Annotated in this window: 12 protein-coding genes; 6 read left to right on the top strand and 6 right to left on the bottom strand. The window is 66.8% G+C overall.

Going from position 1 to position 11,941, the window contains the following annotated elements; translation table 11 throughout:
- Nucleotides 1-4 precede the first annotated feature (4 nt).
- A complete protein-coding gene (locus tag BACI349Y_RS07260; RefSeq protein WP_159631542.1) occupies nt 5-664 on the bottom strand; it encodes a helix-turn-helix transcriptional regulator in 660 nt (219 codons plus the stop codon).
- Nucleotides 665-752: 88 nt separating this feature from the next.
- Here BACI349Y_RS07260 and BACI349Y_RS07255 point away from each other — a divergent pair, with 88 nt between their 5' ends.
- Nucleotides 753-1,175, top strand: a complete 423-nt coding sequence (locus BACI349Y_RS07255; RefSeq protein ID WP_159631541.1) for a hypothetical protein — start codon at nt 753-755, stop codon at nt 1,173-1,175.
- 102 nt (nt 1,176-1,277) lie between these two features.
- On the opposite strand, the gene BACI349Y_RS07250 is transcribed toward BACI349Y_RS07255, so the two are convergent.
- The gene (locus tag BACI349Y_RS07250) at nt 1,278-1,973 is read right to left on the bottom strand and encodes a hypothetical protein (protein WP_201302507.1); all 696 of its coding nucleotides are present in this window, start codon (nt 1,971-1,973) and stop codon (nt 1,278-1,280) included.
- Between the two features lie 196 nt (nt 1,974-2,169).
- On the opposite strand from BACI349Y_RS07250, the gene BACI349Y_RS07245 reads away from it, so the two are divergent.
- From BACI349Y_RS07245 to BACI349Y_RS07230, 4 genes are all read left to right on the top strand, one after another.
- On the top strand, nt 2,170-3,111 hold the full coding sequence (locus BACI349Y_RS07245) for a J domain-containing protein (protein ID WP_159631540.1): 942 nt from the start codon (nt 2,170-2,172) through the stop codon (nt 3,109-3,111).
- A gap of 23 nt (nt 3,112-3,134) precedes the next feature.
- Nucleotides 3,135-3,602, top strand: coding sequence for a tRNA (cytidine(34)-2'-O)-methyltransferase (locus BACI349Y_RS07240; protein ID WP_159631539.1), 468 nt, complete (start codon nt 3,135-3,137; stop codon nt 3,600-3,602).
- A 207-nt stretch (nt 3,603-3,809) separates the two neighbouring features.
- Entirely contained in the window at nt 3,810-4,418 is a 609-nt protein-coding gene (locus BACI349Y_RS07235; protein WP_159631538.1) for a sigma-70 family RNA polymerase sigma factor, read from the top strand.
- Nucleotides 4,419-4,428: 10 nt separating this feature from the next.
- Nucleotides 4,429-5,289 (top strand): anti-sigma factor domain-containing protein, encoded by an 861-nt coding sequence (locus BACI349Y_RS07230; protein WP_159631537.1) that lies wholly within the window; start codon nt 4,429-4,431, stop codon nt 5,287-5,289.
- A 78-nt stretch (nt 5,290-5,367) separates the two neighbouring features.
- Here the strand turns inward: BACI349Y_RS07230 and BACI349Y_RS07225 are convergent, their stop codons facing one another.
- The 4 genes from BACI349Y_RS07225 to BACI349Y_RS07210 form a co-directional block, all read right to left on the bottom strand.
- Nucleotides 5,368-6,147, bottom strand: coding sequence for a PIG-L deacetylase family protein (locus BACI349Y_RS07225; protein ID WP_159631536.1), 780 nt, complete (start codon nt 6,145-6,147; stop codon nt 5,368-5,370).
- Nucleotides 6,148-6,151: 4 nt separating this feature from the next.
- Nucleotides 6,152-7,099 carry an electron transfer flavoprotein subunit alpha/FixB family protein gene (locus BACI349Y_RS07220; protein ID WP_159631535.1) on the bottom strand — a complete coding sequence of 316 codons (948 nt, stop codon included), beginning with the start codon at nt 7,097-7,099 and terminating at the stop codon, nt 6,152-6,154.
- Between the two features lie 13 nt (nt 7,100-7,112).
- Nucleotides 7,113-7,904 carry an electron transfer flavoprotein subunit beta/FixA family protein gene (locus tag BACI349Y_RS07215; RefSeq protein WP_159631534.1) on the bottom strand — a complete coding sequence of 264 codons (792 nt, stop codon included), beginning with the start codon at nt 7,902-7,904 and terminating at the stop codon, nt 7,113-7,115.
- Between the two features lie 234 nt (nt 7,905-8,138).
- A complete protein-coding gene (locus BACI349Y_RS07210; protein WP_159631533.1) occupies nt 8,139-9,722 on the bottom strand; it encodes a trypsin-like peptidase domain-containing protein in 1,584 nt (527 codons plus the stop codon).
- A gap of 282 nt (nt 9,723-10,004) precedes the next feature.
- On the opposite strand from BACI349Y_RS07210, the gene BACI349Y_RS07205 reads away from it, so the two are divergent.
- Nucleotides 10,005-11,941: TPM domain-containing protein (locus BACI349Y_RS07205; protein ID WP_159631532.1), on the top strand; the 1,937-nt coding region annotated here is incomplete at its 3' end.

The following is an 11,941-nucleotide window of genomic DNA, read 5'->3' as shown; positions in this document are numbered from 1 at the left end:
GCGGTCAGCTCCCGCCGGTAATCCGTGCGCAGCAGTGGCCCGCAACGGGGACAACCCGGTCCTCGGCGCCGCCGCAGCCAACCGCAGCCCCCCGCAGGAAGGCGCCGTTCATGCCGCACACCACTGCCGCATGGGACCGCGACAGCCGGTGGAACGGGCAGTTGGGCAGCAGGTATCCCCCGTCCCCGTCGGGCTCCGGCTGGTAGCCCGTTTCTGCCAGGAACTCTTCCAGGCCTGCAGAACCTTCTGCCAGTTCCCGGCCTTTCCGGAAGGCGACGGCGCGCAATGACTCCCCTACCGCCAATCCTTCGCCCTCGGTGGCCTCGATGGCCTCGGCCATCAGCTCCCCGGCGAGGTCGTAGTTCCGGTCCGGTATGGACGCTCCCACTTCACTTCCAACCGGCCGGTACATCTTGGCGGGACGACCTGACCCCGGACCGGTCCTGCCGGCGGGTTTGTGGAATTCCACAGCCAGCAGGCCGTCCTGGACCAGCCTGTCCAGATGGAAGGAGACGGTGCTGCGCGCCATGCCGGCAGTTTCGGCCACCTCGTCGCGTCCCAGCGGGCGGGGTGAGGCTGCGACCAGTTCAAAAAGCTGCAGCCTCTTGGCGTCGGTCAGCGAGGCAACGGCAGCAATCCTGTCCGCCCAGGGAAGTCGGTACATGGCGCCTCCAATTCCAAAGTCAAGATGTCTTGATTATAGACCGTCATCTTTCTAAAATTGGCCTACCTACTTTTAGAAGGAGAGCACCATGAAATCAGCATCGGCAATGCGGGCCCAACATGCACCAGCCACCGTGCCGCCGGCGCGGCAGGCGTTCCTGCTCCTGCGTACCGTGTTCACCGTCGCACCGATCCTCTTCGGCCTAGACAAATTCACCAACATCCTCACGCACTGGACCATGTACCTGGCACCCCAGGCCACGGCCATCGTGCCGCTGCCGGCCCAGACCTTCATGTACATCGTGGGGGTCGTGGAAATCATCGCCGGCGTGGCCGTGGCGGTGCGTCCTAAATACGGCTCGTTGATCGTGGCCGCGTGGCTGGCCGGAATCATCATCAACCTGCTCCTGCTGGGCAGCTTCTACGACGTCGCGCTGCGTGACTTCGGGCTGTTGGTTGGCGCCCTGGCCCTCAACCGGCTGTCAGTGGGGACCAGCCGGACCACTGCGTGACTCCGCTGGCGGTTGCCGGGCGCAGGACATTGCAGCCACACAGACCCGCCGGCGGCTGAGCCCTCCAGCCGCCGGCGGTTTTGCGCCTGTCAACGCAGGGACTTACGCGGCCGGCGGCACCAGCGGCAGGTACCGGGCCACGTCCTGGCGGGCCGCGCCAAGTGTTGCCGCATCCGGACAGGACACCGACACGTAGGCCGATGACCCGGCAGTACCGAAAACCCTTGCCAGTAACGCAATGGCACGCCCGCCGGGAGCTGCCTGCTCCAGCGCCAGCACCTCCACGTTCCGGCCGGGAGCCTCCGGGGTACCACCCCACTGCAGGGTTGCCGTCTTCAAGTACGAGGGCTGGATGGTTGCGTCCAGGTACTGGAACAGGGCAACAGTGGACTCCCGGTCGTCACCGCGGACCAGCGCCGCCTGGCCGGTGGTGGCCCGTGCGGAAACGATGCAGCCATCGGCCTTGGCATATTGGCTGGCGCCGGCCACGTTTTCCTTCGCCAGCTTCCAGCCCGGCGCACCTTTGAGATCATCGGAGATTCCCACGGGCACTCCGGGAGCCAGGTCGCCGCCGGCAGCGAAGGGCATATCACGCGCTGCCACCGCCGCGGCATCATGGCCGGGGGTGATGGTGGGTGTGGCCAGCACCGGAGTGCCGGCGGGGGCTGCGGTGACGGAGGGATCCAGGACGTCAACGCTGCATCCGCTCAAAAGCACGGCCCCCAGGCAGCCGATCACCAGGGCCGCTCCCCCGTGCCATGCCCTGCCGGCCCGCTCCGCCGTCGTCGGCATCTCCATCTCCACTGCGTCACATCCCCTTCAACCGGTGTTCGCACCGCGCACGCACGAGTCTAGACTCCGGCCTTCCGGGAACCCACCAGCCCGGGATGTTCGTTGTCACCGCAGGCGCACCATCCACGATGGCTAGACTGGGCGGGCGCTCCGCTTTCCCGCCGGGACTGAGGAAGCCGCGCACCAAGAGAAGGAAGATTGCTTGACCGAGAGCAGCAGCTCCCATTACCAGGTCCTCCGGGTGGCCGTCACCGCCACCGAGAAAGAAATCAAGGTGGCCTACCGCCGCGCGGCCAGGATGGCCCATCCGGACCACGGGGGCGACGCCGCAACGTTCCGCCGCGTAACCGCTGCCTATGAGACGCTGATCGATCCGCAGCGCAGGAAGGCGTACGACCGCTCCTACGGCGCGGGCACCGTCCGGGACGCTTCGTCCGACGACGGCGCCCACTTTGATGCCCCCGCCGCTGGAAGCCGGGCGTCCGCCACAGTCCGCCGGCCGGGCAACGTCAGGAATACAGCGGGGGACCCGCCCGTATACGTTCCCCCCTACGAGGGAAACGACGCTCCGCTCATCCCGCTGGCACAGGCGCGGCAGCAGGTTCACGGAATGCCTCGGAAACGGGGAATTTTCGGCGCCGAGGCCCGCATCCAGCGGGAAATGCGCACCGTGCAGCTGCTGACCCGGCAGGTGCTGCCGGCCATCCCCGCCGCCCGGCTGATCAACGGCCTGCAGTCGCCGGCGGACAACAGCCACATCGACCACGCTGTCCTTTCCGGCTACCGGTTGGCCCTGGTCAACTCGATGCTCCTGCCCAAGGGCGCCTATGCCTGGGACGGACGGACCCTCAACCACGGGGGCCGCGCGGTGGCACCCCCGCAGCTCGCCCGGGTGGTGTGGGCCATGCAGGACATCTTTCCCGAGCTCAACGTCACGGGATGGACCGTGGTGCACAGCCCCGACGGCAACCTCCACGAGCCGGTGATCGATCACCACCGCCGCCCCGCAGGAGACCTGGAAACCGTCCAGATCGTCAACGCAGCGGGCATGGTGCGCGGCCTGAAGGAATTCCTGGCGTCCGGCCCGGCTCCCAACACCGTGAACATCCCGGTCCTGGCCAGGCTCCTGCGCGGCATGCACTGACCGTGGGTAGCTAGGATGGGGAGGTGTTCCGCATCCTTTTCCATGAACCTGAAATCCCCGGCAATACCGGCAACGCCATCCGCCTTGCCGCGATCACCGGTGCCGAACTGCACCTTGTGGAACCCCTGGGCTTCGACTTCTCCGACGCGAAACTGCGCCGGGCAGGGCTCGACTACCATGACCTCGCCGTCGTCACCGTGCACAAGACCATCGAAGACGCCTGGGAGCACCTGCAGCCCGAACGCGTCTACGCGTTCACTTCGGACGGCACCACCAGCTATACGGACATCGCCTACCGTCCGGGAGATGTGCTGCTCTTCGGCCGTGAATCAGTGGGCCTGCCGCCGGAGATGAAATCCGATCCCCACGTGACCGCCACGGTGCGCCTGCCCATGTTGCCGGCCCTCCGTTCCCTGAACCTGGCCAACGCCGCCTCCATCGCGGTGTACGAGGCCTGGCGCCAGCAGGGCTTCGCCGGCGCCAGGATCTAGCCCCGCCGGGCACCGGTCCACGCCGGCACGGAAAAACTTGCCGGCTGCCCCATCCACCCTCCACGCGGCACCGAATGACTTTTGAAGACATTCGAGCGGACCAAGGAGCGGCAGGTGACCCTACTGGAGGCACGTTCCAGGCCGGACAACCGCAGTCGGCACGGCACTGCTGAGGATCCGTCGCCCGGAGACTTATGCTTGGAGGTAATGGAAACTCCCAACGCGCCGAACTCCGAAGGCTCCGCCGCGGTGACCGACCCACCTGCAGACCTCAGCCAACGCCTCTCGGCCCTTTTGGCGGGGATTGCCCGCGGGGACCAGGCGGCTTTCGCCGAGTTCTACCAGCTCACGTCCCGCAGGGTCTTCGGCATGGCACGCCGCGTCCTGATCGACCCTGAGCTCAGTGAAGACACCACCCAGGAAGTCTTCCTGCAGGTCTGGCAAAACGCTGCGAAGTTCGATCCGCAGGCCGGCAGCCCGTTGTCCTGGCTGATGACCATCTCGCACCGCCGCGCGGTGGACAAGGTCCGCTCGTCGCAGTCCTCCACGGACAGGGAAGCCAAGTACGGTGCCAGCACGCAGGAGATCGATCACGACAGCGTGTCCGATGAGGTGGGCAGCAGGCTGGAGGCCGAGGCGGTGGTCCGCTGCCTGGGGACGCTGACCGAAACCCAGCAGGAGTCCGTGCGCCTGGCTTACTACGGCGGCCTCACCTACCGGGAAGTCGCAGAACGGCTGAACGCAGCAGTGCCCACTATCAAGTCCCGCATCCGCGATGGACTGATCCGATTGAAGACCTGTTTGGGGGTGAGTTGAGATGAGTGGAATGGATGAAAGCCGCGACGGCATGTCACGTGCCTTCGGGGACACCGTGGCCATGGACATTGCTGCCGGCCGCGCCGTCGACCTTGCTGAGCTCTACGCCCTGGATGCGGTCACGGAGCAGGAACGCGAAGCCATCGACCGTTACATCTCGACTGCCCCGGAAACGGAACGCCGGGCCTTCCTTGAGCGTGTCCGCCAGTCCCGGGAGGCCTTGGTCCGCACGTTCCGTGCAGAGGAGGAACCGCCGTCGGACCTGTTCCAGCGGATTGTCGCCCAGCTTCCCGCCCAGTTCCCCGGGCAGGACGGCCTGACCGGCGGGGGCGCACCGACGCCGGCCGGCAGTACGGCACTGCCTCCCCGGCAGGGGCCACAGGACGAACTGGCAGAGGCCCGGAAGCGCCGGGAGCAACGCCGGGGCGGATCCGGCACCCGCCGGTGGCTGGTGGGCGTGGCAGCGGCAGCAGCCATCGCCCTGGGCGGCGTAGGCGTGGGCGCGTACATGGCTGACCAGAACGATCCCGTCAACCAGGTGGCCAGGGCCAACGACCTGCGTGAGGCCTCCGTGAACGTCGTGGGCGGCGGCAAGGCAACCCTCCTGATCTCCGCGTCAGAGGACGCAGCCGTGGTGAAGATGAGCGGTGTGCCCGCTCCCCCGGCCGGCAAGGTCTACCAGATGTGGCTGATACCCAAGGACGGCTCCGCTCCGGTGTCGCAGGGCCTGATGGACGAGCAGGCGCTGTCCAAGCCTGCCGTGGTCCAGGGCATCCACTCGGCGGCATCACTGGGCATTACTGTCGAGCCTGCAGGCGGATCCAAGGCACCGACGCTGCCGACGGTGGCGGCGGCCCCGCTGGGCGCGTAGCACCCGCAGTAACCGGAAACGCCTCAACCCAAAACGCCCCGTTCCTCCCACCGGAAGGAACGGGGCGTTTGGTTTAACTCAGAATCCCGCGATGGTGCCGGGCCCATTGATTGCCACCACATGGAACGCCTCCGCGCTGCGCCCCTCAGGGAAGCCGGCCCTGCCGGCGTTCAGGTGCATGCCCTGGCGGACGGTGGCCTCCATGGCCTCCACGTCCGGGTGCTGGCTCACATGGACGTGGATGGCGGCGAGCTTGGCTTCCACCTGGCCGGTGACGTCGACGAAGTGGTTTTCCCGTTCCCCGGGGCCGGCGTAGAGCCACAGCCACGGCAGCTTGTACGCTTCCAGGCCTGCTTCTGCCAGTTCCGGGTAGGCAAACGGGTTTTCGAGGGCCGGGTACACCGCCCGGGTCACCGCCTCCCCCACGGCCAGGTGGTCAGGATGGCTCTTTTGGATCCGTTCCCAGTTCCGTTCCGGATGCATGGCAAGGACGACGTCGGGACGGATCTCGCGGATCAGCCGCACCACCCCTTTCATCACCTCGTGCGAGGCCTCGAGGTACCCGTCACGCTGGTGGAGGTAGTGGATGTCGGTGACGCCCACCAGTTCCGCCGCCCGGCGCTGCTCGGCGTCGCGCATCGCGATGATGTCGGCGCGGTGGGCGGGGTCGAAGCCGCCCGCGTCGCCGTCGGTCATGATGCAGTAACTCACCTGCACGCCCGCTGCCGTCCACGCGGCGATGGTACCGGCAGCGCCGAAGTCGATGTCGTCAGGATGTGCCGCAAAACAGAGCACCCGCCCAACCCGGTGGATATCCGGGTTGAACGGGCTCTGTGCCTGCTCGTGGGAGGCAGTCAAAGAATTAGCCTTTTCGTTTCTTGATCTCGGCGGTGGCCTGCGGCAGCACGTCGAACACGTCGCCGATGATCCCGAAGTCGGCGATCTCGAACACCGGCGACTCCGCGTCCTTGTTGACCGCAACAATGACCTTGGACGTCTGCATGCCGGCTTTCTGCTGGATGGCGCCGGAAATGCCTGCCGAAATGTAAAGCTGCGGGGAGACGGTCTTACCGGTCTGCCCAACCTGCGCGTCATGGCTGATCCATCCGGCATCCGTGGCGGCACGCGATGCACCTACGGCGGCGCCGAGGGCATCGGCCAGTTCCTCGACGGGGCCGAAGTTTCCGTCCATGCCGCGTCCACCGGCCACCACGATGCGGGCATCGGTGAGGTCGGGACGGCCGCTGGCCACCTTCTGCTCCCGCGCGGTGATCCTGGCCGCGGCGGCTACTGCCGGTACCTCCACGGTGGCGGTCTCCGGGCTGGTGGCGGCGGGAGCCGGTTCCGGAGTGACGTTGTTGGCTTTGAGGGTCAGCACGGACACAGGGGTGGTGGCCTTGCAGGCGGTGTTGTAGGAGCCGGCAAGGACGGACTTGTGCGCGGTGCCGTCCGGATCCACGGCGACGACGTCGGTGATGACGCCGGCATTCAGGCGGATACCCAGCCGTGCCGCTATTTCCTTGCCTTCCGGCGAGTTGTCCAGGAGCACGATGCCGGCGCCGGTGTTTTCCGCTGCCGCGGCCAGGTAGGCCGCCTTGGGCGCCACCAGGAAGTCGTCCAGGTCATCCGTTGCCGGACGCAGGATGGTTCCCACGCCGTACTCGGCAAAGGTGGCGGCGGCGGCGTCGGACAGGTCTCCGTTGAGCGCCACGGTGCTCTCGCCGAGGGAACGCGCCAGGGTCAGCAGCTCGAGGCTGCTCTTCTTGAGCGAGGCGCCGGGGTTATCGATGAATACAAGTACTTTTGCCATGTCGGTGTCCCTCTTAGAGCAGCTTCTGGGCGGCCAGGAAGTCAACCAGCTTGATGCCGGCGTCGCCTTCGTCGGTGATGATGGTGCCGGCAGTCCTGGGCGGCCGCTCTTCCGCACTGGTCACGGTGGTCCAGGAACCGGCGAAGCCCACCTGGGCGGGGTCCACCCCGATATCGGCCAGCGACAGCGTACTGATGCTCTTGCGCTTGGCGGCGATGATGCCCTTGAAATTGGGGTACCGCGGCTCGTTGATCTGGTCCGTCACGGACACAACGGCGGGCAGCGGCGCCTCCACCGTTTCGGAGGAGGTGTCGGCATCGCGGCGGGCCGTCAGCCGGCCGCCGTCGACCTCCAGCGTGGAAGCGAACGTCACCTGCGGCAGCCCAAGCCGCTCGGCCAGCTGCGCCGGAACAAGCGAGGTCTCGCCGTCGGTGGATGCCATGCCGGTGATGACCAGGTCCACGTCACCCAGGTGGCGGACCGCGGCTGCAAGCGCAAGCGAGGTTGCCGCGGCGTCGGAACCGGCCAGGGCGTCGTCCGTGAGGTGGACCCCCTCGGTGGCGCCCATCTGCAGCGATTTCTTGACCGCGTTGACGGCTCCTGCGGGCCCCATGCTCAGGGCGATGACCTGGTTGCCCGCCTTGCTTCCGCCGCGTGCCTCCACCAGTTGCAGTGCTGCCTCGAGCGCGTATTCGTCAAGCTCGGACAGGATGCTTTCGTCGCGGTCCGCGGTATTGCCCTCCCCGTTGAGGTGACGGTCGAACTGGGCGTCCGGTACATGTTTGACCAGGACTACGATCTTCAATGTCTCTTCCACTGTTTCTACAGCAGCCTTCCATGCTTGTGGACAGCCAGCCGGGTGGGACATGGCCGCGAATGCCCGGCAGGCGGGTAAACCCTAGCTAACCATATCGGCGCGTCCCGGCGCCCTCTTCCGTTAACGCCTGTGTCAGGCTTTTTCCGGGACATGGCGACGGCGGCGCCCCCTCAGGTGGGGACGCCGCCGTCGTCATGTGCCTGGCGTTGATGCTGCCCTGCGTCAGCTGGCTGCAGCACCCAGCGTGACGTCGAACGTCTGCTCGCTGCCGCCGCGCTGGACGGTGATCTTCACCTTGGAGCCCGCAGGCTGTTCACGCACGGCCGCGGTCAGCTGGTTCGGTTCGCCGATGGTGAGGTCGTTGAACTTCGTGATGACGTCGCCAACCTTGATGCCGGCCTTGCCTGCCGCTGAATTGGGGTCAACGGTGGCCACGTCGGCTCCAACCGAGAATTCGGAGGACCCGCCCGCAGAGGCCTTGGCCTTGACGCTGACGCCGAGCTGCCCGTGGGATGCCTTGCCGCTGTCGATGATTTCCTGCGCCACCCGCTTGGCGTTGTTGATGGGGATGCTGAACCCAACGCCGATGTTACCGCTTTGGGACGTTGACGTGCCGGACCCGGCGGATGCGATGGCCACGTTCACGCCGATGATCTCGCCCTTGCTGTTCACCAGGGCGCCGCCGGAGTTACCGGGGTTGATAGCGGCATCGGTCTGGATCACGTTGATGGCGATGGAGCCCTCGCTGGAGCTTTGCTGGCTCTGGCCGCCGCCGGGAGGGGCGAACTGGAATCCCTGGTCACCGCCCTGGCTGTTGTCACCGCCCTTGGGCGCTGCGGACGATGCCACGCTGATGGTGCGGTTGAGGGTGGACACGATGCCGTCCGTGACCGTTCCGGTCAGGCCGAGCGGGGAACCGATGGCAATGGCGGTGTCGCCAACGTTGAGCTTGGAGGAATCACCGAGCGTGGCAGGGGTGAGTCCTGATGTGTCGTCAACCTTGATGACGGCGAGGTCGGACAGCGGGTCGGTGCCCACCAGCTTCGCCGGCAGGACCTTTCCGTCGCTGGTGCGGATTTCCAGGGTGGCATTGGCGGTCTGGCCATCGAGGGTCACCACGTGCGTGTTGGTCAGGATGTGCCCCTGGTCGTCCAGGACGATGCCGGAACCGGTGCCCCCGGAGCTGCCGCTGGTGGCGCTGATGGTGACGACGCTCGGCGAGGCCTTCACGGCGGCGGCGGTGATGGCGTTGACATCGTCCTTGTTGTTGACGATGACTGTGCCGGGCTGGTTGCTGCTGCCGACGGTCGAGGTGCTGGACCCGGTGTTGCCAAACATTTCACCGGCACCAACCGTTGCCACTCCGCCGCCCACGAGCCCTGCTGCGAGGATGCTTGCCACCAGGGTACCGACGCCGAAGCTTGCCTTCCGGCGCGGGGCATCCTTGGGGTTTGGCGCGAGGCCGGCGCTTCCGTTGGGCGCCCCTTGGCTTCCGCCAGGCATGGGGTGGCCGTGCTGGTCCTGCTGCTGGCCATAATGTCCGGACTGGCCGTAGAAAGGCTGCCGCTGGGGGTAGACGGGGCGGGGTGCACCCGGCAATTCCTGGGTTTCATGGGGCCTTGCGGGGCTGTGCTGCCGGTCCCCTGCGTTGTAGCCACGCTCCTGTCCCCCGGGGGCTCCACCATTCCCATACTGAGCAGGTGCCGGGCGGTCTCCGGGCTGCTGCGGGCCCTGCTGCTGCCACGGGCTCCGGCTGTCCCCCTGGTTGTCCTCCGGGACCGGCCCTGGGGTTTGATTCTCAGTCATGGGACTTCCTTTCATGCTCGTCTGACATTAACTATGACCCGTCCCGCTGGAACAAGCTCGGATGTTTGCTGAAAGCTTGCTGAATGCCGGGCCGATGGCTGTTGCGCCGCCGGAGCGTTTCGCTGGCGGCATATTCGGCCGCATGGACTGGCTGTGGGGTGCACCATAGAATCAAGATGAATTGCCACAGCGACCTGCGGCTTCACACCAAGCGTGGGGGCGCTGCTGGATTCGACGACTGATTCGTCCCGAATCGGTGTCAGGCGTGCTGAAGGGTTGCACATGCGGTCAAAGTTCAAACGTATCCTCGCCGTGATCGGCCTTGCCGGGCTGCTGGCGGTACCCGCCGGCGCCGCCTGGGCCGAAGACCCGGTAACCATTCCCTCCGGGACCAACATTGTTGATAACGCCAACGTGCTGGGCAGCCGGAAGGGTGAGGTCCAGGATGCGATCCAGAAGCTGCTGAAGGACCACAAGTACAACCTCTACGTGGTCACGGTAAAGTCCTTCGACAACCCCTCCGACCCCACGGCCTGGAGCCAGGCTGTGGCCAAGACCAAGGGTATGGGCAAGGCGGACGTCATCCTTGCCATCGCCACCGACCAGGGCAAGTACTACTTCTCCCCCAATTCGGCCAGCGCCATCTACTCCAAGCGCTCCAACATCACCCAGAATGCCGTGGTGGCCAACCTCGCGGGTGGCAAGAAGGACTACGCGCAGGCAGCCATTGACACCGCCTCCGCCGTGGGCGACGCCGCCGGCGGCGGCAGCGGCAACGTCTCTTCCGGTAATGGCGCCGGAGCCGGCCTCCTGGTGGGTGCAGGCGTGGTGGTCGCCGGAGGCGGCGCCTACCTGTACTTCCGCAACCGCCGGAAGAAGGCCGCCGGCCAGGTGGCCTCCAGCGGAAGCTACGGCCCCCAAGGCGCCGAACTCGATCCGCTGGCATCCCTCAGCGTGGAGGAACTTCGCCGGAAGAGCGGTTCCCTGCTGATCGAAGCGGATGACGCCATCAAGTCCAGCGAGCAGGAGCTCGGTTTCGCCCAGGCGCAGTACGGTGATTCCGCGGTCGGAAACTTCACCAAAGCCTTGGCGGAAGCGAAGGCCCACATGACGGAGTCCTTCAAGCTGCAGCAGCAGCTCGATGACCACATCCCGGATACCGAAGAGCAGCAGCGGACCTGGCTGGGTGAGATCATCCGCCGCTCGGAGGCCGCGCTCGAGTCCCTCCAGGAGCAGAAGGCGGACTTTGACTCCCTGCGCGAGCTGGAGAAGAACGCCCCGCAGGCCCTGGCAGCCGTCAACGCCGGAGCCCGCGAGGCCGACGGCAAGATCTCCAGCGCCGAACAGTCCCTGCAGGAAATGCGGTCCAAATACGCGGACAGCGCGCTGGCACAGGTTTCGGACAACATCGTGCAGGCCAAGGAACGGCTCGCCTTTGTGCAGAATGCGTCCGAAACCGCCCAGCAGAAGCTCGGTTCGGGCGAAGGCAGCCTGGCTGCCGTGGCCGTCCGTGCGGCCGAGGAAAGCCTGCACCAGACCAACGTCCTCCTGGATGCCATTTCCAAGGTCGCCACCAACCTCGACGAGGCCCGCAACGGCCTGGAAGCCGCCGTCGTGGACACGTCCCAGGACCTTGCCCAGGCGAAGGCAATGATCCAGTCCGGCACCCACGCGGAGCTGGCCGGCCCCGTGGCCGCGGTGGAGGCTGCACTGGCACAGGTGAAGACCGAAATCCAGGGCGGCAGGATCGACCCCATCGCCACCCTGCAGCGGGTGGAAACCGCACACCAGTCCCTGGACCAGGCCCTGACCGGCATCCGCGACCAGCAGGAGCAGGCCCGCCGCGCGCAGGCATCCCTGCAGCAAACCATCATGTCGGCCCAGGCCCAGATCAGCGCCACCTCCGACTACATCACCGCCCGCCGCGGCGGCGTGGGCACCGAAGCACGCACCCGGCTGGCCGAGTCCCAGCGGAACCTCGACTACGCCCTGTCCATCGCCCGCACCGATCCCGTCACCGCCCTCACCTATGCGCAGCAGGCCCACGCTCTGGCCGCCCAGGCCGCGCAGCTGGCCCAGGCCGACGTGGACCACTTTGACGGCTACGCAAACCAAGGCTTCGGCCGCGGCGGCATGTTCGGCGGCGGAGGCGGCGGCGGCCTCGGCGGTGCCATCCTGGGCGGCATCCTGATCAACTCCATCCTCAACGGGGGCCACGG

Origin of the sequence: Arthrobacter sp. 8AJ, assembly GCF_902506025.1 — a bacterium.
In the GTDB taxonomy this organism is placed as follows: Bacteria; Actinomycetota; Actinomycetes; order Actinomycetales; family Micrococcaceae; genus Arthrobacter.
The sequence above is the reverse complement of the archived record's forward strand: the minus strand, read 5'-3'. Positions and strand labels throughout refer to the sequence as shown.

Bases quoted from the DNA above. Each gene is read 5' to 3' on its own strand.
- BACI349Y_RS07260 (WP_159631542.1), bottom strand. From the start codon at position 664: ATGTACCGACTTCCCTGGGCGGACAGGATTGCTGCCGTTGCCTCGCTG.
- BACI349Y_RS07255 (WP_159631541.1), top strand. From the start codon at position 753: ATGAAATCAGCATCGGCAATGCGGGCCCAACATGCACCAGCCACCGTG.
- BACI349Y_RS07250 (WP_201302507.1), bottom strand. From the start codon at position 1,973: ATGGAGATGCCGACGACGGCGGAGCGGGCCGGCAGGGCATGGCACGGG.
- BACI349Y_RS07235 (WP_159631538.1), top strand. From the start codon at position 3,810: ATGGAAACTCCCAACGCGCCGAACTCCGAAGGCTCCGCCGCGGTGACC.
- BACI349Y_RS07230 (WP_159631537.1), top strand. From the start codon at position 4,429: ATGGATGAAAGCCGCGACGGCATGTCACGTGCCTTCGGGGACACCGTG.
- BACI349Y_RS07220 (WP_159631535.1), bottom strand. From the start codon at position 7,099: ATGGCAAAAGTACTTGTATTCATCGATAACCCCGGCGCCTCGCTCAAG.
- BACI349Y_RS07210 (WP_159631533.1), bottom strand. From the start codon at position 9,722: ATGACTGAGAATCAAACCCCAGGGCCGGTCCCGGAGGACAACCAGGGG.